The sequence below is a fragment of the Streptomyces sp. NBC_00597 genome, from assembly GCF_041431095.1.
Taxonomy (GTDB): domain Bacteria; phylum Actinomycetota; class Actinomycetes; order Streptomycetales; family Streptomycetaceae; genus Streptomyces.
In genome coordinates, this window is record NZ_CP107757.1 from 5,090,442 (window position 1) to 5,111,834 (window position 21,393).

Genomic DNA, 21,393 nt, shown 5'->3' on the forward strand with positions numbered 1-21,393 from the left:
GAGGAGCGCACGTGGGCCTTGTCGTGCAGAAGTACGGAGGCTCCTCCGTAGCCGATGCCGAAGGCATCAAGCGCGTCGCCAAGCGGATCGTGGATGCCAAGAAGAACGGCCACCAGGTGGTCGTCGTGGTTTCCGCGATGGGCGACACGACGGACGAGTTGATCGATCTCGCCGAGCAGGTATCCCCGATGCCTGCCGGACGCGAATTCGACATGCTGCTGACCGCCGGAGAGCGCATCGCCATGGCCCTGCTGGCCATGGCGATCAAAAACCTGGGCCACGAGGCCCAGTCGTTCACCGGTAGCCAGGCAGGCGTCATCACCGACTCGGTCCACAACAAAGCGCGCATCATCGATGTCACGCCGGGCCGTATCCGCACCGCGCTGGACGAGGGCAACATCGCCATCGTCGCCGGCTTCCAGGGCGTGTCGGCGGACAGCAAGGACATCACCACCCTCGGCCGCGGCGGCTCGGACACGACCGCCGTCGCGCTCGCCGCGGCGCTGGACGCCGAAGTCTGCGAGATCTACACCGATGTCGACGGCGTCTTCACCGCGGACCCCCGCGTCGTGAAGAAGGCCCGGAAGATCGACTGGATCTCCTCCGAGGACATGCTGGAGCTCGCCGCCTCCGGTTCCAAGGTGCTGCTGCACCGCTGTGTCGAGTACGCACGCCGCTACAACATCCCGATCCACGTCCGCTCGTCCTTCTCCGGACTGCCGGGCACCTGGGTCAGCAACGAGAATCCGCAAGGGGACGCGCAGGTGGAGCACGCCATCATCTCCGGAGTCGCTCACGACGTCTCCGAAGCCAAGATCACGGTCGTCGGCGTCCCGGACAAGCCGGGCGAGGCCGCGGCGATCTTCCGCGCCATCGCGGACGCCGAGATCAACATCGACATGATCGTGCAGAACGTGTCCGCCGCGTCCACGGGCCTGACGGACATCTCCTTCACCCTTCCCAAGGCCGAGGGCCACAAGGCCATCGAAGCCCTGGAGAAGGCGAAGGGCGCCATCGGCTTCGACTCGCTGCGCTACGACGACCAGATCGGCAAGATCTCCCTGGTCGGCGCGGGCATGAAGACGAACCCGGGCGTCACCGCCTCGTTCTTCCAGGCCCTGTCCGACGCGGGCGTCAACATCGAGCTGATCTCGACCTCCGAGATCCGCATCTCGGTCGTGACCCGCCAGGACGACGTCAACGACGCGGTCCGCGCCGTGCACACGGCCTTCGGCCTCGACTCCGACAGCGACGAGGCCGTCGTCTACGGGGGCACCGGACGATGACCTCGACCCGGTCGACCCCGGCTCCGGCGCTCGCCGTGGTCGGGGCGACCGGAGCTGTCGGCTCCGTCGTGCTCCAGATCCTGTCCCAGCGGGCGGACGTCTGGGGTGACATACGCCTGATCGCCTCCGGACGCTCGGCCGGCCGCATGCTGGCCGTGCGCGGGGAGGAGAGCGAGGTGCTCGCCCTCACCGAGGACGCCTTCGACGGCATCGGTCCGGGCGACGTCGTGCTGTTCCTGACGCCGCCCGAGGTCTCGGCCCGCTGGGCGCCCGTCGTGGTCACGCGCGGGGCCGTCGCCGTCGACCAGTCCGCCGCCTTCCGGGAGGATCCGGAGGTGCCGCTGGTGGTGCCCGAGGTCAACGCCCAGGCCGTACGGATGCGGCCGCGCGGAATCGTCGCGAGCCCGGACTGCGTCACCGCCGCGATGATCGCCACCCTGGGCGCCCTGCACGCCGAGTACGCGCTGGCCGACCTGACCGTGTCCTCGTACCAGGCCGCGAGCGCGGCCGGCCGGGCCGGTTCCGAGGCGCTGCGCCGACAGTTGTCGCTGGTCGCCGGGACGTCCCTGGGGGAGCAGACCGGGGACGTGCGCCGTGCCGTGGGCGAGGACTCCGGGCCCTTCGCGGCCCCGCTCGCCCTCAACGTGGTCCCGTGGTCCGGTGAGTTGCGGGGCGGCGGCTGGTCCTCGCACGAGCTGGCCGTGCGGGCGCAGACGCGCCGGGTCCTGCACCTGGACGCGCTGCCGGTGGCGGTGACCTGCGTGCAGGTGCCCGTGCTGACCGGGCATTCGCTGAGCGTCCGGGCGCGGTTCGAGGCCGAGGTGGACGCCTCGCACGCCCGGGAGATCCTGGAGGCCGCGCCCGGCGTGGTCGTCGTGGACGACCCGGCTGCCGGGGAGTTCCCGACTCCGGTGGACGCGGCGGGGACGGATCCGGCGTGGGTGGGGCGGCTGCGGGCCTCGCTCGACGACCCGCGCTCCCTGGAGTTCTTCGTGTGCGCGGACAATCTCCGCAACGGGGCCGCCCTGAATGCCACTCAGATCGCGGAACTGATCGCTGGTGAATTCGCGTAATTCACTTTGTAGGATCAATGCTGATCCCTTGATCAAGGTGATGGCCTGACTGCCGCCTGGACGGGCGGGGCAATCAGGAAGAGCGGGTACGCATGAGGGCAACGGGGATTTTGCTGGTGAGGCGGCCTCACGCGTACAACCCTGGTGGGGGGACGCGTGTCCAACTGGCGTGGCAGAGGCACTTCTCGACTTCGCCGTCGTACCGGCGCGCAGCGCAATCAGTGCGCCGCGCCGGCCTTCCCGCGTGCCCGTGTCCGCGTCCGGCGGCTTCCCGGTGATCGTTCCCGTCCCGCCGGCCGTGCCGTCCGCGATACCGCTCGCAGTGCCCTCCGCCCTACCGACCCGGGGCGGCCGCGTGCCCGCGCCCCGCGATAGCGCGGAGGCCGCGGGGAGCGGGGAGGAGGCGTCCGCCACCGGGTCCGCCGCTGCCGAGTCCGCTGCCGAGTCCACGGCCGCCGAAACCGGGGCCGCGGGGTCCGCCGCTGCCGAGACCGCGGCCGCCGAGCCGGTCGTCGTGGCCGGCACCACGGTCGACCACCTCACCGAGACCTACCGGGCCCACTACCGCTCCCTGCTCGGCCTCGCCGCGCTGCTCCTCGACGACACCGCCTCCTGCGAGGACGTCGTCCAGGAGGCGTTCATCCGTGTCCACTCGGCCCGCAACCGGGTTCGCGATCGGGACAAGACACTGGCGTATCTCCGCCAGACAGTCGTCAACCTCTCGCGCTCCGCGCTGCGCCGCCGCATCCTCGGCCTCAAGCTCCTCTCGAAGCCGATGCCGAACATGGCCAGTGCCGAAGAGGGCGCGTACGACCAGCTGGAACGGGACGATCTCATCAAGGCGATGCGCGGACTCCAGCGGCGTCAGCGCGAGGTGCTGGTGCTGAGGTACTTCGCGGACATGACGGAGGCCCAGGTCGCCGAGACGCTCGGAGTCTCGCTCGGCTCGGTCAAGGCGTACGGATCGCGGGGCATTGCCGCGCTGCGGGTGGCGATGGAGGCTGCGCAGTCATGATGGACGACCACACTCCGCCGGGCGGGGCGAGCGAGGAACAGGCGCTGCGGAGCCTGCTGCGCGGGGCCGTCGAGAGCCTGGAGCCCTCCGAGGGCGCGCTGGAGCGGCTGCGGTACGCGGTCCCCGTACGCCGGACCCGCAAGCGGCAGGCCGTCATCGGGGCGGTGGCGGCCGTGCTCCTGGCCGGGACGGCCGTCCCGGCGGCCCTGCACCTGCACATCACCGGCGGAGAGGGCTCCGCCACCGACCACTCCGCCATGGCCGGGCACGGCGAGCAGCCCGGTGCCACGGCGGGCGGCGGCACCTCCGATCCACACCAGAACGGCTCCGGCGCCCGTCCCCAGCCCGGCAAGGACGCCGGCACGGGCGTGGAGACGGGCGGCCCCGGCGTGCAGCCGGATGCGCAGAGCGGCAGCTCCCCGACCGGTGGCGGGGCAGTGGCCGGCCCGGACACCGGGGGCGCCTCGGCGGGGGCCTCGGCCGGCACCGGCCCGATGCCCCCGGCGGCGCCCGGCGTACCCGGCTGTAGCGCGGAGCAGCTCGGGGTGCAGGGCAGTGCACAGGCCCCCGAGGCCGACGGCAAGGTGTACGGCAGCTTCAAGGTCACCAACATGTCGGCGCGCGGCTGCACCGTCATCGGCCCGGACACCGTGACCGCGGCCCCGGTGTCCGCGGCCGCCTCCGGCCAGAGCGCGGGGGTCACCGTGGTCGGCCACACTGCGGGGGACCCGGCGGCAGGGCTGCCCGACCCGTCGACGGAGACGCCGCTGCTGCTGCTCCAGCCGTACACGGCGTACGAGGTCCGCTTCGCGTGGGTGCCCTCGGCTCAGCCCTGCCCGGCGGCCACGCCCGACCCGGGCCCCAAGCCTCCGGTGAGCAGCGCCCCGGACACCGGGCAGCGCACGGCGGGCGGCGCTGCCGCAGCGACGGGTCCGGAGCCGGAGTCGGGCGCCAAGACCCCGGAGACGACCGGGGTGGCGGTGACGCACACGCCGAACACGGCGCCGCCGGGTGCGCCGACCACGCAGACGACCATCCCGTCGGCCTGTGGCGGAACGGTTTACCGGACGGGCGTCATTCCGCTGGACGCGCCGAAGCCGTAGCGGGAGCCGCGGCGGAAGCCGTAGTCGTGGCCGTGGCGGCAGCCGTGGCCGTGGTCCCGATGGAAGCGGGCTCCTCCGGCAACAGCCCGGCCTCGGCGTCGCGCAGGGTCTCCACCTCGCGGCGGTAGAGCCGGAACCACATGAACAGTACGAACGCGGCGAAGACGAACCACTCGCCGGTGTAGCCGAGGTTCTGGAAGGCCTTCAGGTCGAGCCCGGTGTTGCTCGGAGCCTGCGCGGGCACCGGGGTCATGCCGTCCACCGGGGTCTGCACCGTCAGCCAGGCGTCGTACAGCTCGTACGGCACGAGGTTGACCAGCGAGGCCGCCCCGATCACCCCGAGCTGCCCGGCCGGCAGGCCGCCCTCGGCGTGCACGCCCTTGGTGGTGGAGTTCTCGGAAGCCTGGAGCGAGCCCGTGACCTCGACCCGCCCGGTCGGCGCGGCCGGGGCCTTCGCCTCGTCCGCGGGGCCCGCCAGCCAGCCCCGGACCACCGGGACGGCCTTGCCGGAGTCGGTCTTGAGCAGGGTCAGGACGTAGAAGCCGCTCTTGCCGTCGAGCCGGCGGTCGGGGACCAGCAGCTGCTCGGCGTACTCGCCGGAGGTGGAAGCCAGGCGTCCGGAGGTCTTCTGGTCCACCGGCAGCAGCGATTCCAGCGGCGCGGCGGCCTCGGCGGCGGGCCGCTCCGCGGTCGCCTCCCGGTGCGTGTCGACGCGGTCCTCGAACCGGCCGAGCTGCCAGGTCCCCATGAACAGGCAGACGGGCACGGCGAGCGCGACGAAGACGTTGATCCCCCACCAGCGCGGGGTCAGGAGAAACCGGTGCACCCCACCACCGTACGGGGGGTGCACCGGATCTTCGGGGCCGGGGCTACCGCGGCAGGTGCTTCAGCACGAAGTCCAGCTCCATCCGGACCTGCTTGATCCGTTCCTCCACGACGAGCGAGCCGTGCCCGGCGTCGTACCGGTACACCTCGTGCACCGCCCCGCGCGCGGCCAGCCGGTCGACGTAGTTGTCGATCTGCCGGATCGGGCAGCGCGGGTCGTTGACGCCCGCCGCGATGTGGACGGGGGCCTTCACCGCGTCGACGTACGTGAGCGGCGAGGATGCCTCGAAGCGGTCCGGGACCTCCTCCGGGGTCCCGCCGAAGAGGGTGCGGTCCAGGGACTTCAGTGCCTCCATCTCGTCGTGGTACGCCGTGACGTAGTCGGCGACCGGTACGGCGGCCAGCCCCACGGCCCAGGCCCCGGGCTGCGTGCCCAGGCCCAGCAGGGTCAGGTAGCCGCCCCAGGAGCCGCCGGAGAGCACCAGCCGCGCCGGGTCGGCGAGGCCCGAGGCCACCACCCACTCCCGGACGGCGGCGATGTCCTCCAGCTCGATCAGGCCGACGCGGTGCTTGAGGGCGTCGGTCCACTCCCGGCCGTACCCCGTCGAGCCCCGGTAGTTGACCCGGACGACCGCGAAGCCGTGGTCCAGCCAGGCCGCGGGGGCCGCCGCGAAGGCGTCGCTGTCGTGCCAGGTCGGCCCGCCGTGTACCTCGAACACGGTCGGGAACGGCCCGTCGCCGTGGCCCGTCGGGCGCTGGGCCAGCGCGTGGATCCGCCCGCCGGGGCCCTCCACCCACACGTCCTCCACCGGCAGCGAGCCGGGCGGCCGGAACCCGGGCGGGTCCAGGACGATCCCGCCCGCGGTCGACCGTACGGACGAGGGCTCGGCCGCCGAGGACCACTGGTACTCCACCGTGCCGTCGGGCCGAGCCGTCGCACCCGAGACCGTGCCGGGCGGGGTGTCCACCTTGACGAGGTCCCGCGAGGCCAGGTCGTAGCGCCAGAGCTCGCTGCGCGCCTCGAAACCGTGCGCGATCAGCAGGGCGGAGCCGTCCGGGTACCACTCGGCGCTGACGTCGCCGGGCAGCTCGACCGCCAGGTCCTGCTCGGCCCCGGTGGCCACGTCCCACACCATCGGCTCCCAGCGGCCGCGCCGCTGGTGGCCGACCAGCAGCCGGGTGTCACCCGCGACCGGGGCGAAGCCGAGGACCTCCAGGCCCAGCTCGACCGTGCCGCCCCGGGAGTCGTCGAGCTCGGCGACCGTGGCGCCGTCGAGGGTGACCACGCGCAGCGCCGAGTGCATGGCGTCCCCGTGCTCGGTGTGCTCGATCGCGATCAGGGTCCCGTCGTAGGAGAGGTCGCCGACTCCGGCCGACTCCCGGTGCCGGTAGATCACCTCCGGCGCGGCGGCGTCCGGCCGCAGCACGTGGATGGTCGAGCCGTCCTCGTCGGTGGACCGGCCGACGACCGACGTCCCGTCGCGGCCGATGGCGAGCCCGGCGGGGTACGAGGGCTCCAGCCCGGGGGTGGCCGGCTCGTCGGGGCCGCCCGCGAAGGGCTGGCGCACCCAGGTGCCGAACTCGTCGCCGTCGGTGTCGGAGAACCACCAGATCCACTCGCCGTCGGGAGAGAGGGTTCCGTCGGTGGTCCCGTTGGGCCGGTCCGTCGCCTGCCGCTGCGTGCCGGTGGCCCGGTCCCACGCGTAGAGCTCGTACGTCCCGGTCGCGTTCGAGACGAAGAGCGAGCGGTCCGGGGCGTCCTCCGCCCAGTCGGGCAGCCCGACGCGCGGCGCCCGGAAGCGCTTCTCCCAGTCGGGCATGGCCGTGTTGTCAGTCATACCCCCCATGTAACCCGATTGGCGCTGCCGGATGGTCGGGACTGCCGGGAGGAGGCAGCGTGGGCGGGGTCCCACCCAGCCGTTTTCCAGTGAGGAGTGATCATGGCGAACAAGCGCAAGGAACAGACTCACGAGGACCGTCGGACGTCGGAATCCCAAATGCCGAACAAGCCGGCGCAGCTGGTCGAGGACGTACGGGAGGCGCAGACGATGGCCATGAAGGAGGACCAGATGCGCGAGCAGCGCCGCAAGGGCGGGCGCGGCTGACCCACTGCTGCAGACCTCTCCGAGGATGCCGCCTCCTCCCGACGGAGGGACAGTGGAGGGCGTAGACCCTCCGGTGCGTCCCGAGGAGGAGTGACCATGGCCAAGAAGGCTCGTGCCGGTACGGCACAGGCCGCGGAGCGCGAGCGGGAACGGGCGAAGAACACGGCGGCCGAGGCACGCGCCAAGGCAGCGGTCAAAGACGTGCAGTCCGTCTCCGCGAAGACGCGGGGCATGCAGCAGAAGGCCCAGGCCAAGCGCGGCTGAGACCACCGGAGGCCGAGCGACCTCCGCTGCCGCTGCCCGCGGATTCAGGGTCAAGGATTCACCGGTCGTGGCTCGTGGTTCCTCCCGGGAACCACGGGCCACGGTCGTAGGCTGGCCGCATGCGGATGATCGTCCGGGGCGCCCGGCTGCTCCACACCGACGGCCTGTCCGACGTCGAGGTCGCCGAGGACGGCCGGATCGCGCGGGTGGTCCCGTACGACGACCAGAAGGAGCCACCGGCCACCGGCGTGCTGATCGAGGCGCACGGCGGGCTGCTGACGGCCCCCTTCGTCGAACCGCACATCCACCTGGACACGGCCCTGACCGCCGGGGAACCGCGCCCGAACGCCTCGGGGACGCTGTGGGAGGGCATCGCCTGCTGGAGCGAGCGCAAGCGGACCCTGACCCGTGAGGACGTCGTCGCGCGGGCCACGCAGGTGCTGCGCTGGCAGGCGGCCCAGGGCGTGCTGCACGTGCGGACGCACTGCGACGTCACCGACCCGTCGCTCACCGCCCTGGACGCGCTGCTGGAGGTCCGCGACCGGGTCCGGGACGTCCTGACCCTGCAGATCGTCGCCTTCCCGCAGGAGGGCATCGTCTCCTTCCCGGACGGCGAGGCGCTGCTGCGCGAGGCGGTCCGGCGCGGCGCCGACGTCGTCGGGGCGATCCCGCACTTCGAGGACACCCGCGAGGACGGCGTCGCCTCGCTGGGCATCGCCTTCGCGGTGGCCGGGGAACACGGCCTGCGCGTGGACGCCCACTGCGACGAGATCGACGACGAGCAGTCCCGCTTCGTGGAGGTGCTGGCCGCGCTCGCGCTGCGCACGGGGCTGCGGGAGCGGGCGACGGCCTCGCACACCACGGCGATGGGCTCCTACGGCGGCGCGTACAGCTTCAAACTCCGGCGGCTGCTGTCCCGTTCCGGGATCAACCTGGTCTCCAACCCCTTCGCGAACCTCAACCTCCAAGGGCGCTTCGACGACTACCCCAAGCGGCGCGGCCTCACGCAGGTCAAGGAGATGCTGGCGGCGGGCGTCAACGTCGCCTTCGGCCACGACGACGTGATGGACCCGTGGAACGCCCTCGGTACGGCGAACCCGCTCCAGACCGCCCTCGTCGGCCTGTACGCGGCCCAGCTCACCGGAGCGGACGAAATCCCGGTGGCCTTCGAGATGGTGACGGAGCGTGCGGCGCGCGTACTGGGCCTGACGGCCGCCGAGTACGGCATCGCGGAGGGCGCTCCCGCCTCGTTCGTGCTGCTGCCCGCCGAAACCCCCGCGGAAGCCCTGCGCCGCCAGGTCCGGCCGCGGTACGTGGTCGCGCGGGGCACCGTGATCGCTGAGACGCCGCCCGTGCCGACACGGCTGAACTGGCCGGGGGAACCACCCGCGCAGGTGGACTTCCGCCGGTCGTAGGCCGCCGCCCGCTCCGGCGGTAGCCTGCGCGCATGTCGTGGGACGAGGACGGAACACCGCACCCGCTCGCACTGCGCCGGACCGGCCGCAGCGAACAGGAGCCGGACCGGCTGCCCGAGGTCCGGGAGCTGGAGGTGCTCGGCTGGGAACCCGCGCCCGAGGACACGCTGTGGGTGTTCCTCCCGTACGTGTGGCCCCCGGCGTCCCGGACCTGGATCCCGGACCGGTCCACCCACTGGGCGGTCCGGACCGGGCTCGACGGCCACGGGCACATCACCGACGTCGAGGCCGCCCCGCTCGCCGACCCCGACCTGCACGACCTCGACTGGGAGGCCGAGGAGGTCCTCACGGGCCTCGGCCTCCCGCCCCGGCCGCAGGGCCGGCTGTGGCTGCTGCGCCCGCTCGGTTCCTTTCCCACGGTGGGGGCGGTCCTGGCACACGTGCGCGCGGTGGCGCGGGAGCGCGGCGTGGAGGCCCGGCCCACCGCCGACTTTCTCGCACTAACCCGCGCCGAACTCGACTCGATGGCCGACGGACCCGACTGCTGACGGCCTCCCCGGCACCGGCGATCATGTGAACGCCCGACCGGAAGAACCGAGCAAGGAGCCGGAAAGCCATGTGGAAGTGTGAGCCCGTCGTGGGCGCCAGCCTCGACGTCGCCGAAGTCACCGCCCTCTACCGCGCGTCCACCCTCGGAGAGCGCCGTCCCATCGACGACGTCGAACGGTTCACCAAGATGCTCGCCGGCGCCAACCTCGTGGTCACCGCCCGCCTCGACGGCCGGCTGATCGGCATCGCCCGCTCGGTCACCGACGGCTGTTACGTCACGTACCTGGGCGACCTCGCCGTGGACACCGAGTTCCAGCGCCGGGGCGTGGGCCGGGACCTGATCCGGGTCACCCGGGAGGCCGCGCCGCAGGCCAAGCTCGTCCTGCTCGCGGCCCCGGCCGCGGTGGAGTACTACCCACACATCGGGTTCGACCGCCACGAGTCCGCCTGGACCCTGGCCGCACTCGGCTGAACCTGAAACGGACTAGCCGAGCGTCCGATAGTGCGTGACCAGCCGCCACTGCTCGTCCAACACGTGGAACGCCAGCGCCGGCGCCAGCTCGTGGTCCACGACGGGCCGCCCCTCGAAGGGCAGCGGAACGGTCGAGGCGACCCCGGGCGCGACGAGCAGCGGCAGGCCCGCGAACGTCGTGGCGGCGGCGACGTGCGCGTGCCCGCACAGCAGGGCCACGACCTGCGGGTGGCGCCCCAGCACCGCGGCGAGCCGCTCCTCACCGAACTGCCGGACCCGGTCCACGTGCGGGGTGTGCAGGTCGACCGGCGGGTGGTGGAAGCACACGAACACGGGCAGCTCACCCCCCTCGGCGGTCAGCGTCCCGTCGAGCCACCGCAGGGTGTGATCACTGAGCAGGCCCTCGTCGCTGCCCGGGATCGTCGAGTCGCACAGCACGAAGACGGCTCCGGGCGTCCGGACGACCTGGTTCAGTTCCTCGTCGTCCGGCTTGCCGTCCAGCAGCCCGGTACGGAACGCCGCCCGCCGGTCGTGGTTGCCGGGCAGCACCAGCACCGGGTACGGCAGCTCGAACAGCTCGCGGGCCTGCGCGTACTCGTCCGCCGCGCCGTGGTCGGCGATGTCCCCGGAGACCAGGACGGCATCGAGGGGCCCGGGCAGGTCCCGTAGATAGTTCATGATCGTGAGCGCCCGCCGCGTGGCCCGCTCCGAGAGGTCCAAGTGCAGATCACTGACATGCGCGATGACGGTCACGGGTCGTCCTTCCGGGAGGGTCCGGCCGCGACGGGGAAGCGCCCCGGCCCGGTCCTCCCCGACGCTACCCGCGCCACCCCTCCCCGAGCCCAACTCGTCGCACCCCACCGGAGATCGGCTTCGTCCCGCTGATCTCCGACCTGGGGGCCCGCTCGACGAGACCTCCCGGCTCATCGGGCTTTCGGGGCCGGCCGTCACCGAAGCGGTCTATCGGAAGCAGGTCCGGCTGGTGATCCAGACGGGGGCGACGGCCACGGACGAGATCTTCGGGGCCGCTCCGAGCCCTTGGTCACCCAGTGAGACACCCAGACGCAGAAAGAGCCGGTGCAGGTTTCCCTGCACCGGCTCTCACCTGGTCTTACTCTGTCGGGGTGGCGGGATTTGAACCCACGACCTCTTCGTCCCGAACGAAGCGCGCTGCCAAGCTGCGCTACACCCCGATCGCCGCCTTGCAGCAGTTGCTGTCTTGGCGACATCGATTACTTTAGCGGACCCTCGGCCGGAGACGAAATCCGGTTTTCGCGAGGGGGGCGACGGGCCCCGGACCGGTGGGGGTCAGGCCTTCGGGGTCAGGGTCAGGAGGGTGGCTTCCGGGGGGCAGGCGAAGCGGACCGGGGTGTAGCGGTTCGTGCCGCACCCCGCCGAGACGTGGAGGTAGGCGCGGTGGCCGTCCGCCTCGTGCGTGGAGAGCCCCTTGACCCGCTTGGTGTCCAGGTCGCAGTTGGTGACGAGCGCCCCGTAGAAGGGGATGCACAGCTGCCCGCCGTGGGTGTGCCCCGCCAGGATCAGCGGGTACCGGTCGGCCGTGAAGGACTCCAGGACCCGCAGGTACGGGGCGTGCACGACGGCCATGGAGAAGTCGGCGTCGGCTTCCGGCCCGCCCGCCACCCGCGCGTAGCGGTCGCGCTTGATGTGCGGGTCGTCGAGGCCGGTGAAGGCCAGTTCCAAGCCGGGCAGTTTCAGGCGGCCGCGGGTGTTGGTGAGGTTGACCCAGCCCGCCGCGTCGAAGGCGTCCCGCATCTCCTCCCACGGGTTGTGCACGGCGCCGACGACCGGCTTGTTGCCGTTCAGGCCGTGCCGCCCCTGGACCTTCTCGATCAGGTAGCGCCCGGGGTTGCGCAGCCGCGGCCCGTAGTAGTCGTTCGACCCGAAGACGTACACGCCGGGGAAGGACATCAGGGGGCCCAGGGCGTCCAGCACCTCCGGAACGCCCTCGGTGTCGGAGAGGTTGTCGCCGGTGTTCACCACGAAGTCCGGGCGCAGGCCGGCCAGGGACTGGAGCCAGGCGCGCTTCTTGTGCTGTCCGCCGACCATGTGGATGTCGGAGACCTGGAGCACGCGCAGCGGGCGCATCCCGGCGGGGAGGACCGGCACGGTGATCCGGCGCAGGCGGAAGGACCGCGCCTCGAAACCGGCGGCATAGGCCACACCAGCGGCCCCCACGGCCGCGATCGATGCGGTGACCTTCAGGGGTACTCCGTAACGCGCACGCATGGCCCCATCGTCGCAGACGCGGAAAACCGGCGGGCGCCACTGCCCCATGACCTGGCAGACTCGGCTCATGACCACGCTCAAAGCCAAGCTCCAGGAAGACCTCACCACCGCCATCAGGGCGCGCGACGAGCTGCACTCGTCCACGCTGCGCCTGACGCTCTCCGCCATCACCAAGGAGGAGGTCGCGGGCAAGGAAGCGCGCGTGCTCTCCGACGACGAGGTGCTGAAGGTGATCGCCAAGGAGGCGAAGAAGCGCCGCGAGGCCGCGGAGGCCTTCGCGCAGGGTGGTCGTCCCGAGCAGGCCGCGCGCGAGACGGCGGAGGGCGAGTTCCTCGACACGTACCTGCCCAAGCAGCTCGGCGACGACGAGCTCGGCGCGATCGTGGCGCAGGCCGTCGAGGAGGCCAAGGCGGCGGGCGCCGAGGGGCCGCGGGCCATGGGTGCCGTCATGAAGATCGTGGGCCCGAAGGTGGCCGGTCTGGCGGAGGGCGGCCGGGTCGCCGCCGCCGTCAAGAAGCAGCTTTCGTAAGAGGACAGAGAAGAGGGCCCCGCCCGCGCGTTGCGCGGGCGGGGCCCTTCCTCTTTCCTACTGCTCCTCCGGGCCGCCGATCACGCCCGGATCCAGGGTGATGTTCGGGAACGGGTTCGGCGGGGTGTTGCCGCCCGTCGCACCGCCCATGGTGCCCGCAGCCGTCTGACCGCCGGGGCGGCCGCCGGGCTTGTTGTCGCCGCCCGGCTTGCCGGGCTTGCCCGGCTTGTTCGGGGTCGGGTTCGGGTTCGGGTTCGTGCTGGGTCGGCCGCCGCCGGTGGGCATTCCGCCCTCCGGGATGGCCACCGTGGTGAAGTTCGGTGCCTCCCGGCCCGACAGCGCGCCCGAGACCGCCTGCTTCCAGATCGGGCCGGGCAGCCCGCCGCCGTAGACCTTGTCGTAGTACTGGCCGCCGATGGTGATGTTCTCCATCGACACCTGCTTGGAGCCGCCCGAGCCGACCCAGGTCGCGCCGGCCATGTTCGGCGTGTACCCGACGAACCATGCGTTGTAACGGCTGTCGGTGGTGCCGGTCTTGCCCGCGTTCTGCCGGTCGGTCAGACCCGCGGCGGTACCCGTACCGGAGTCGACCACGCCGAGCAGCAGCGTGTTGATGGTGTCGGCGGTCTTCTCCGACATGACGCGGTCGCACTGGGACTTCGGCACGGCCAGGGCCTTGCCGTGCGAGTCGGTGATGGACTCCAGGGTGATGGGGGTGCAGTACACGCCGCGGTTGGCGAAGGTCGCGTAGGCGTTCGCCATGGTCAGCGGCGACATGCCCTCGGTGCCGAGCGCGATCGCCGGGACCTCGGGCAGCTTCGTCCCGTCGGCCGGGATCACGCCGAGCTTGGTGGTCATCTCGGTCACGGGGCACAGCCCGTTCTCGGAGATCATCTCCACGAAGTACGTGTTGACGGACTTGGCCATCGCGTCCTGCATGCCGTACGGGCCGCGCTCGGACTCGGATTCGTTCTCGACCCGGTCGTGGGAGGTGTTGACCCAGGGCTTGTCGCCGCAGGTCTGCACCGGGCTCGGGTACTCCATGTCGTGCGGGGACAGGTACGTCTTGCCGGGCGATACGCCCCGCTCGATGGCCGCGGCCGCGACGAACGGCTTGAAGGTCGAACCCGTGGGGAAGCCGAAGTTCGACCCGCCCATCCGCTTGTCCACGGAGAAGTTGATCTGGGTCTCGTTCTTGCCGAAGCCGTACGGCTTGGACTGGCCCATGGCGAGGACGCGGCCGGTGCCCGGCTGTACCAGGGTGACGGCCGTGGCGACCTTGTCGTCCTGGTTGACGTGCTCCTTGATCGACTCGTTGACGGACTCCTGCGACTGGGGGTCCAGCGTCGTACGCACGGTCAGGCCGCCCTGGTTCCAGAGCTTGGCCCGCTCCTCGCGGGTCTTGCCGAACACCGGGTCGGTCAAGAAGGTGTTGCGCACGTAGTCGCAGTAGAAGCCCGCGCCCTTGACGGCGGTGATGCAGCCGTTCTTCGGGCGCGTCACCTTCAGCGTCACCGGCTTCTTCTTGGCCTCGTCCGCCTCGGCCTGCGAGACGTCCTTCATGTCGGCCATCCGCTGGAGGACGACGTTCCGGCGCTTCGTCGCCTCCTGCACGTCGTTCACCGGGTCGAACCGGCTCGGCGACTGCACGACGCCCGCCAGCAGCGCCGACTCGTCCAGGGTCAGGTCCTTGGCCGGCTTGCTGAAGTAGCGCTGAGCGGCGGATTCGATTCCGTATGCCTGCTGGCCGAAGTACGTGATGTTGAGGTAGTTCTCAAGGATCTTCTTCTTCCCGAGTTCCTCCTCGACCTGGATCGAGTACTTCAGCTCGCGGATCTTGCGGCCGAGGCTCTTCTCCTGGGCCTCGCGCACCTTGGTCTCGTCGTCGCCGGCCTCCTCGACGAACACGTTCTTCACGTACTGCTGCGTCAACGTGGAGGCGCCCTGCGCGGCGCCGCCCTCCTGCGCGTTGCGGTTGACCGCGCGCAGGATGCCCTTCAGGTCGACCGCGCCGTGCTCGTAGAAACGCGAGTCCTCGATCGCGACGATCGCCTTCTGCATGTACGGGGAGATGGCCGTGAGCGGTACCACCTGCCGGTCCCGTGAATAGACCGTGGCGATCAAGCCACCTTCGGCGTCCAGAATCGTCGTGCGCTGACTCAGCGGCGGTGTCTTCAGATTGGCCGGGATCTCATCGAATCCCTCGACCGTGCCCTTCGCGGCGAGCCCCAGGGCGCCTGCGCCCGGGATCGCGATGCCGGCCAGCACAACTCCGGAGAGAACGGACACCCCGAGGAACTTGGCGGCCTGCTGCGGCCCCGTGAGCCCGGCGCCCGAGCGCTTCTTTCCCATGGAGGGCAGCCTACGTTCTCATTCGCCGGACACGCGCGAATGCCTTGGCCTAAGCTGTCCCCAACTGTCACAGCAGTGTGGTGCGACATCAACCCCTCGGCTTGATTTTCACCCTTCCCGAATGGGGTGGACTTATGTCCGAATCTCGCCCCTCACCCTGACGGTCGTTCGTCCATGGTCCGCCGATTCCATCCGAATTGCCGGAATGGTCGCGCATGTCGCCGGATCACTCCGTCGGGTGATCTGCCGCTTACCCATAGTCCGTTCGGACCATTCAAGATTGGGCCCGTCGGGGGTGTTGCACCGTGCCCGCCTTCCGTAACGTCCTCAACTGGCAGCGGTGAATATGCCGCTACCGCCGTGGGGGAGCCTCGATTCGGGAGAGGACGGCGCCGGGATGGGCTGGGTTACCGACTGGAGTGCGCAGGCAGCCTGCCGCACTACCGATCCGGATGAACTGTTCGTTCAAGGAGCGGCACAGAACAGGGCCAAGGCGGTGTGTACCGGGTGTCCGGTGCGCACCGAGTGCCTGGCCGACGCGCTCGACAATCGTGTCGAGTTCGGAGTATGGGGCGGAATGACCGAGCGGGAGCGTCGCGCATTGCTGCGCAGGCGTCCCACCGTCACCTCGTGGCGACGGCTGCTCGAAACCGCCCGCACGGAGTACGAGCGCAGTACGGGCATCCTCACCGTGGATGTCGATGCGGAGATCGACGTTTCGTACGAGACGTACGCGGCAGCCGGGTAGACCCCTCGCGCGTCCCGCGTACGAGTGCCTCCGTACCCGGAGGCAGCCGTCGTACGAACGCCTACGCTCCGGCCGGAACCCCGGCCGCGAGTCGCTCTCCGATGGCCCGTAGCCCGGCGAGGTCGTGCACATCGCCGGGCAGGGCGGCCACCTCGGCCACCGCCACCTCGGGGTGCAGGGAGGTGAATCGATCGCGTGTGCGCTGTTCGCGCGCGATCACCTGCATCCGCTCGGCGTGCAGGCGCAGTAGTCCTGCCGTGATTTCGTCCACGTCGGCATCGGCGTCGGCGTCGGCGTCGACATCGGGGTCTGAGTTCGGGTCGGCCGAGTCACGAAGTCCAGCTTTCCCGGACTCCTGATCGACAATGCCGCCTTCTTCAAGATTCTCTGCGGCGGCCAACGCCCGCTCGGCGGACAGCTGGTCGGCACCACTGCCGTGCACCCGGTTCAGTACGAGCCCGGCCAGCGGCATGTTCTCTGCGGCCAGCCGCTCCACGAAGTACGCAGCCTCCCGCACCGCGTCCGGCTCGGGCGCCGCGACCACGAGGAACGCCGTACCCGGAGCCTGGAGCAACCGGAACGTCGCGTCCGCACGGGTGCGGAACCCGCCGAACATCGTGTCCATCGCGGCCACGAACGTCTGTACGTCCTTCAGCAGTGAGGCGCCCATCAGCTTGCTGAGCGTGCCGGTCATCAGGGACATGCCGACGTTGAGGAACTTCATCCCCGCCCGGCCGCCCACCTTCGCGGGGGCCATCAGCACCCGGATGAACTTCCCGTCCAGGAAGGACCCCAGCCGCTTCGGCGCGTCGAGGAAGTCCAGCGCGGAGCGGCTCGGCGGAGTGTCCACGACGATCAGGTCCCAGTCGTCCCGCGCCCGCAGCTGGCCCAGCTTCTCCATCGCCATGTACTCCTGCGTGCCCGCGAAGCCGGCCGACAGCGACTGGTAGAAGGGATTCGCGAGGATGGCCTGAGCCCGCTCGGGGTCCGCGTGACCTTCGACGATCTCGTCGAAGGTGCGCTTCATGTCGAGCATCATGGCGTGCAGTTCGCCGCCGTCGACCCCCTTCACCTTGCGAGGGGTGTTGTCCAGCGAGTCGATGCCCATCGACTGGGCGAGCCGCCGCGCCGGGTCGATGGTCAGCACGACCACCTTCCGCCCGCGCTCCGCCGCCCGTACGCCCAGGGCCGCGGCGGTGGTGGTCTTGCCGACCCCGCCCGCGCCGCAGCAGACGATGATCCGCGTCGCGGGGTCGTCCAGCAGCCGGTCCACGGCCAGCCGCGGCGCAGTGTCCATGCCGATCCCCGTCTTCGTCCCGGCGCTCGCGCCGGCGGTCCTGGTGGTGGTGTGGACGGTGGTCCTGGTGGTGGTCTTGGTGGTGGCCCCGCTCATTCCCCACCCACCTGCTTCCGCAGCTCCGAGGCCAGCTCGTACAGCCCGGCCAGATCCATCCCCGCGCCGAGCAGCGGGAGTTCGTACGTCGCCACGTCCAACTGCTGCAGTACGGTGCGCTGCGCGCGCTCCAGCTCCACCCGGCTCGCGTGCTCGGTGGCCTGCGTGAGCAGCGGGTCCACCAGCCGCTCCGCGAGCCCGCCGCGGCGCGCGCCGCCCAGACCCGCCCGGGACAGCGCCTTGGCCACGTCGGCCCGCCGCTCACCGGCGGCGGCGCGCAGGGCGTCCTCGTCCAGGTGGTGCGGCCGCACCATGTTGACGACGACCCGCCCCACCGGCAGCCCGGCCTCCTGGAGCTCGGCGATCCCGTCGGCGGTCTCCTGGACGGGCATCTCTTCCAGCAGCGTGACCAGATGGACGGCCGTCTCCGGGGACTTGAGCACCTTCATAACGGCCTGCGCCTGATTGTGGATCGGCCCGAACCGGGCCAGTCCTGCCACCTCGTCGTTGACGTTCAGGAAGCGGGTGATCCGCCCGGTCGGCGGCGCATCCATGATCACGTGGTCGTAGACGAACCGGCCCGCCTTGTCCTTGCGGCGGACCGCCTCGCACGCCTTGCCCGTCAGCAGCACGTCCCGCAGCCCGGGCGCGATGGTCGTCGCGAAGTCGATCGCGCCGAGCTTCTTGAGGGCACGGCCGGCGGATCCCAGCTTGTAGAACATCTGGAGGTAGTCCAACAGCGCCCGCTCGGCGTCGATGGCCAGCGCGAAGACCTCCCCGCCGCCCGAGGCGACGGCGATCTTCCGCTCCTCGTACGGGAGCGCCTCCGCCCCGAAGAGCTGCGCGATCCCCTGCCGGCCCTCGACCTCGACCAGAAGCGTCCTTCTGCCCTCACGCGCGAGGGCGAGCGCGAGTGCCGCGGCGACCGTGGTCTTTCCGGTTCCGCCCTTGCCGCTGACCACCTGGAGCCTGCTCACAGCGTCTGAGCCTAACCACTCGCCCTTCGGACCGCGCATGAGCCTCCCCCAGCCTCCGGCCGGGCGGACCCGCAGGGCGACAGGCATTACGCTCGCCCCCATGACCAAGAAGTTCGAATACGCGACGGTCCCGCTGCTGGTCCACGCCACCAAGCAGATCCTGGACACCTGGGGCGAGGACGGCTGGGAGCTCGTCCAGGTCGTGCCCGGCCCGAACAACCCCGAGCAGCTCGTGGCCTACCTCAAGCGGGAGAAGGCATGAGCGGCGCTGTCGAGGCGAAGCTGGCCGGGCTCGGCCTGACCCTGCCCGAGGTCGTCCCGCCGCTGGCCACGTACCAGCCGGCCGTGCGGTCGGGCGCGTACGTGTTCACCGCGGGGCAGCTCCCGATGGTCAGGGGCAGCCTTCCGGTCACCGGCAAGGTCGGCGCCGAGGTCTCGCCGGAGCAGGCCAAGGAGCTGGCCGCGACCTGCGCGCTGAACGCCCTGGCCGCGGTGAAGTCCGTGATCGGTGACCTGGACAAGATCGCGCGTGTCGTGAAGGTCGTCGGATTCGTGGCCTCGGCCCCGGACTTCACGGGTCAGCCGGGCGTACTGAACGGCGCGAGCGAGCTGCTGGGTGCGGTCCTCGGCGAGAAGGGCGTCCACGCCCGCAGCGCCGTCGGCGTGGCGGTGCTCCCGCTGGACGCCCCCGTCGAGGTCGAGATCCAGGTCGAGATCGCCCCCTGACGCGGTGCCCCGACGCACGTCCTGACGCAGTGCCCCGGGGCCGTGTTCTGACGCAGTGCTCCGACGCAGTGCCCGCCCCGGCCCACCGCTCGCGCGGTAGGGCCCCGGCGGGACGCAGCGGCGCAGAGACCCCGGCCCGCCGCCGGGGCACTCTCGAACATCGGGCCGGATCCCCGTAGCATCCCGTCATGCCGAATGGTCAGCACGGTCAGCAGCAGCCCCCCGCCGGAGGTCAGTGGTACCCGCCGGAATGGCCCGATCGCATCCGCGCGCTCATGGACGGTTCCCTCGTTCCGGTGGAACCCCGGCGCGCCGCCACGGTCATGCTCCTCCGCGACACCCCCGACGGGCCCGCCGTGCACATGCTGCGCCGCAAGGCCTCCATGGCCTTCGCCGGCGGCGCGTACGCCTATCCCGGTGGCGGGGTCGACCCGCGCGACGAGGAACACCTCGTCGGCTGGGCGGGCCCGGGCCGCGACGCCTGGGCCGACCGCCTCGCCACCGATCCCCGCACCGCCCAGGCCATCGTCTGCGGAGCCGTCCGCGAGACTTTCGAGGAGGCGGGCGTCCTGCTCGCCGGGGAGACCCCCGACACCGTCGTCGGTGACACCACCGGCGACGACTGGGAGGCCGACCGGGAGGCCCTCGTCGCCCGCGAACTGTCCTTCGCCGATTTCCTCGACCGCCGGGGCCTGCTGCTGCGCTCCGACCTGCTCGGCGCCTGGGCCCGCTGGATCACCCCGGAGTTCGAGCCCCGCCGTTACGACACCTGGTTCTTCGTCGCCGCCCTCCCGGAGGGCCAGCGCACCCGCAACGCCTCCACCGAGGCCGACCGGACCGTCTGGATCCAGCCCGCGGACGCCGCCGCCGGCTACGACAAGGGCGAGCTGCTGATGATGCCGCCCACCATCTCCACGCTGCGCTCGCTGGAGCCGTACGGGAGCGCCGCCCGCGCCCTCGCCGCGGCCGCCGCCCAGGACCTGACCCCCGTACTGGCCGAGGCCGCGCTGGTGGACGGCGAGCTGGTGCTCAGCTGGCCGGGGCACGACGAGTTCACCAAGCACGTCCGCCCCGGAGGCACCCCGTGACGAACGCCGCCGCCCTGCCCGGACAGCCCCGCGGAATCGTCACCTCAGGGCCCGCCACGGCCCGCGCGGTCAACATCCTGGCCCCCAACGCCTCCGCGATGACCCTGGACGGCACGAACACCTGGCTCGTCTCGGAGCCCGACTCCACGGAAGCCGTCGTCATCGACCCCGGCCCACTGGACGAGGCCCACCTGCGCGCCGTCGTGGAGACCGCCGAGCGGGCGGGCAAGCGGATCGCGCTGACCCTCCTCACCCACGGCCATCCCGACCACGCGGAGGGCGCCGGCCGCTTCGCCGAGCTGACCCGTACCAAGGTCCGCGCCCTGGACCCCGCCCTGCGCCTGGGCGACGAGGGGCTCGGAGCCGGGGACGTGATCCGGACCGGCGGCCTGGAGATGCGCGTGGTCCCGACGCCTGGCCACACCGCCGACTCGCTCTGCTTCCACCTGCCCGCCGACCGCGCCGTCCTGACCGGCGACACGATCCTCGGCCGCGGCACCACCGTCGTGGCCCACCCCGACGGCCGGCTCGGCGACTACCTGGACTCGCTGCGCCGGCTGCGCTCGCTGGCGGTCGACGACGGCGTGCAGACGGTGCTCCCGGGCCACGGGCCGGTCCTGGACGACGCACAGGGTGTGGTGGAGTACTACCTGGCCCACCGGGCGCACCGCCTCGCCCAGGTCGAGACCGCAGTCGAGAACGGCTACGCCACCCCCGAGGAGGTCGTCGCCCACGTCTACGCGGACGTGGACCGCTCGCTTTGGCCGGCCGCGGAATGGTCCGTACGAGCGCAGCTGGAGTACCTTCAAGATCACGGACTGATCCCCGGAGGGCCCGAATGAACACGATTTTCCTGCTGCTCGCGCTCATTGGTACGGCAGCCTGGATCACCTCGACCGTGACGCTGCGGATGAAGGCCCTGGAGCGGCGCTCGGAGCTTCTGGAGCGGCGGCTGGGCCTGGTCCTGGACCACTTCGGCATCGAGGAGCCCGAGCCGGCCGGGCTGGACGAGGTACGGGCGCTGGTGCGCGACGGCCGCACGGTCGAGGCCATCCGGGTCTACCGCCGGCTCACCGGGGCGGGTCTCCTTGAGGCGAAGCAGGCGGTCGAGGCCCTGACGGGCGCCTGAGGCCTGAGGGGGCGCCCAGGGCCCCGGGGCCCTGACTGGCGCCCTGACGAGCGCCTGGGCCCCTGACGAGCGCCTGGGCCCCTGACGAGCGCCTGAG

General features: G+C 71.5%; 23 protein-coding genes and 1 tRNA gene. 16 read left to right on the forward strand and 8 right to left on the reverse strand.

Annotated features, from left to right (window positions below; translation table 11 throughout):
* Positions 1-11: 11 nt before the first annotated feature.
* From OG974_RS23085 to OG974_RS23100, 4 genes are all read left to right on the forward strand, one after another.
* Positions 12-1,286 (forward strand): aspartate kinase, encoded by a 1,275-nt coding sequence (locus OG974_RS23085; protein ID WP_328763296.1) that lies wholly within the window; start codon positions 12-14, stop codon positions 1,284-1,286.
* A complete protein-coding gene (locus OG974_RS23090; protein WP_327284575.1) occupies positions 1,283-2,359 on the forward strand; it encodes an aspartate-semialdehyde dehydrogenase in 1,077 nt (358 codons plus the stop codon). Before OG974_RS23085 ends, OG974_RS23090 begins: the two co-directional genes overlap by 4 nt.
* A gap of 169 nt (positions 2,360-2,528) precedes the next feature.
* Positions 2,529-3,374, forward strand: coding sequence for a SigE family RNA polymerase sigma factor (locus OG974_RS23095; RefSeq protein ID WP_371644304.1), 846 nt, complete (start codon positions 2,529-2,531; stop codon positions 3,372-3,374).
* The gene (locus OG974_RS23100) at positions 3,371-4,477 is read left to right on the forward strand and encodes a hypothetical protein (RefSeq protein ID WP_327284576.1); all 1,107 of its coding nucleotides are present in this window, start codon (positions 3,371-3,373) and stop codon (positions 4,475-4,477) included. The genes OG974_RS23095 and OG974_RS23100 overlap by 4 nt, the downstream gene beginning before the upstream one ends.
* Here the strand turns inward: OG974_RS23100 and OG974_RS23105 are convergent.
* Positions 4,449-5,303, reverse strand: coding sequence for an SURF1 family protein (locus OG974_RS23105; RefSeq protein ID WP_327284577.1), 855 nt, complete (start codon positions 5,301-5,303; stop codon positions 4,449-4,451). The two genes, OG974_RS23100 and OG974_RS23105, sit on opposite strands and share 29 nt — an antisense overlap.
* 43 nt (positions 5,304-5,346) lie before the next feature.
* Positions 5,347-7,140, reverse strand: a complete 1,794-nt coding sequence (locus OG974_RS23110; protein WP_327284578.1) for a prolyl oligopeptidase family serine peptidase — start codon at positions 7,138-7,140, stop codon at positions 5,347-5,349.
* 102 nt (positions 7,141-7,242) lie between these two features.
* Between OG974_RS23110 and OG974_RS23115 the strand changes: the two genes are divergently transcribed.
* The 5 genes from OG974_RS23115 (at position 7,243) to OG974_RS23135 (ending at position 10,107) form a co-directional block, all read left to right on the forward strand.
* Positions 7,243-7,407, forward strand: a complete 165-nt coding sequence (locus OG974_RS23115; RefSeq protein WP_327284579.1) for a hypothetical protein — start codon at positions 7,243-7,245, stop codon at positions 7,405-7,407.
* Positions 7,408-7,503: 96 nt separating this feature from the next.
* Positions 7,504-7,671, forward strand: a complete 168-nt coding sequence (locus OG974_RS23120) for a hypothetical protein (protein WP_159044533.1) — start codon at positions 7,504-7,506, stop codon at positions 7,669-7,671.
* 119 nt (positions 7,672-7,790) lie between these two features.
* Positions 7,791-9,086 (forward strand): cytosine deaminase, encoded by a 1,296-nt coding sequence (gene codA / locus OG974_RS23125; protein ID WP_329314181.1) that lies wholly within the window; start codon positions 7,791-7,793, stop codon positions 9,084-9,086.
* Between the two features lie 32 nt (positions 9,087-9,118).
* The gene (locus OG974_RS23130) at positions 9,119-9,634 is read left to right on the forward strand and encodes a DUF5956 family protein (protein ID WP_328763300.1); all 516 of its coding nucleotides are present in this window, start codon (positions 9,119-9,121) and stop codon (positions 9,632-9,634) included.
* A gap of 68 nt (positions 9,635-9,702) precedes the next feature.
* On the forward strand, positions 9,703-10,107 hold the full coding sequence (locus OG974_RS23135) for a GNAT family N-acetyltransferase (RefSeq protein WP_328763301.1): 405 nt from the start codon (positions 9,703-9,705) through the stop codon (positions 10,105-10,107).
* Positions 10,108-10,119: 12 nt separating this feature from the next.
* On the opposite strand, the gene OG974_RS23140 is transcribed toward OG974_RS23135, so the two are convergent.
* From OG974_RS23140 to OG974_RS23150, 3 genes are all read right to left on the reverse strand, one after another.
* Complete coding sequence (locus OG974_RS23140) at positions 10,120-10,860, reverse strand: metallophosphoesterase (protein WP_327284583.1); 741 nt, start codon at positions 10,858-10,860, stop codon at positions 10,120-10,122.
* 366 nt (positions 10,861-11,226) lie between these two features.
* Positions 11,227-11,300, reverse strand: a tRNA-Pro gene (locus tag OG974_RS23145).
* Positions 11,301-11,415: 115 nt separating this feature from the next.
* Positions 11,416-12,354 (reverse strand): metallophosphoesterase, encoded by a 939-nt coding sequence (locus tag OG974_RS23150; protein WP_327284584.1) that lies wholly within the window; start codon positions 12,352-12,354, stop codon positions 11,416-11,418.
* 67 nt (positions 12,355-12,421) lie between these two features.
* On the opposite strand from OG974_RS23150, the gene OG974_RS23155 reads away from it, so the two are divergent.
* Positions 12,422-12,883 carry a GatB/YqeY domain-containing protein gene (locus tag OG974_RS23155; RefSeq protein WP_327284585.1) on the forward strand — a complete coding sequence of 154 codons (462 nt, stop codon included), beginning with the start codon at positions 12,422-12,424 and terminating at the stop codon, positions 12,881-12,883.
* 57 nt (positions 12,884-12,940) lie between these two features.
* Here OG974_RS23155 and OG974_RS23160 read toward each other — a convergent pair whose 3' ends face one another.
* Positions 12,941-15,235 (reverse strand): transglycosylase domain-containing protein, encoded by a 2,295-nt coding sequence (locus tag OG974_RS23160; protein ID WP_327284586.1) that lies wholly within the window; start codon positions 15,233-15,235, stop codon positions 12,941-12,943.
* Positions 15,236-15,632: 397 nt separating this feature from the next.
* On the opposite strand from OG974_RS23160, the gene OG974_RS23165 reads away from it, so the two are divergent.
* Complete coding sequence (locus OG974_RS23165) at positions 15,633-15,983, forward strand: WhiB family transcriptional regulator (protein WP_030228569.1); 351 nt, start codon at positions 15,633-15,635, stop codon at positions 15,981-15,983.
* Between the two features lie 61 nt (positions 15,984-16,044).
* On the opposite strand, the gene OG974_RS23170 is transcribed toward OG974_RS23165, so the two are convergent.
* Positions 16,045-17,280 carry an ArsA family ATPase gene (locus OG974_RS23170; RefSeq protein ID WP_328765220.1) on the reverse strand — a complete coding sequence of 412 codons (1,236 nt, stop codon included), beginning with the start codon at positions 17,278-17,280 and terminating at the stop codon, positions 16,045-16,047.
* A 92-nt stretch (positions 17,281-17,372) separates the two neighbouring features.
* Positions 17,373-18,353, reverse strand: a complete 981-nt coding sequence (locus OG974_RS23175) for an ArsA-related P-loop ATPase (protein ID WP_327284587.1) — start codon at positions 18,351-18,353, stop codon at positions 17,373-17,375.
* Positions 18,354-18,453: 100 nt separating this feature from the next.
* Between OG974_RS23175 and OG974_RS23180 the strand changes: the two genes are divergently transcribed.
* The 5 genes from OG974_RS23180 (at position 18,454) to OG974_RS23200 (ending at position 21,296) form a co-directional block, all read left to right on the forward strand.
* A complete protein-coding gene (locus OG974_RS23180; protein WP_007264966.1) occupies positions 18,454-18,615 on the forward strand; it encodes a DUF4177 domain-containing protein in 162 nt (53 codons plus the stop codon).
* Positions 18,612-19,079, forward strand: a complete 468-nt coding sequence (locus OG974_RS23185; protein ID WP_327284588.1) for a RidA family protein — start codon at positions 18,612-18,614, stop codon at positions 19,077-19,079. Before OG974_RS23180 ends, OG974_RS23185 begins: the two co-directional genes overlap by 4 nt.
* Positions 19,080-19,267: 188 nt before the next feature.
* Entirely contained in the window at positions 19,268-20,167 is a 900-nt protein-coding gene (locus tag OG974_RS23190) for an NUDIX hydrolase (RefSeq protein ID WP_327284589.1), read from the forward strand.
* On the forward strand, positions 20,164-21,009 hold the full coding sequence (locus tag OG974_RS23195; RefSeq protein ID WP_327284590.1) for an MBL fold metallo-hydrolase: 846 nt from the start codon (positions 20,164-20,166) through the stop codon (positions 21,007-21,009). The genes OG974_RS23190 and OG974_RS23195 overlap by 4 nt, the downstream gene beginning before the upstream one ends.
* Positions 21,006-21,296, forward strand: coding sequence for a hypothetical protein (locus tag OG974_RS23200; protein WP_327284591.1), 291 nt, complete (start codon positions 21,006-21,008; stop codon positions 21,294-21,296). Before OG974_RS23195 ends, OG974_RS23200 begins: the two co-directional genes overlap by 4 nt.
* Positions 21,297-21,393: the final 97 nt, after the last annotated feature.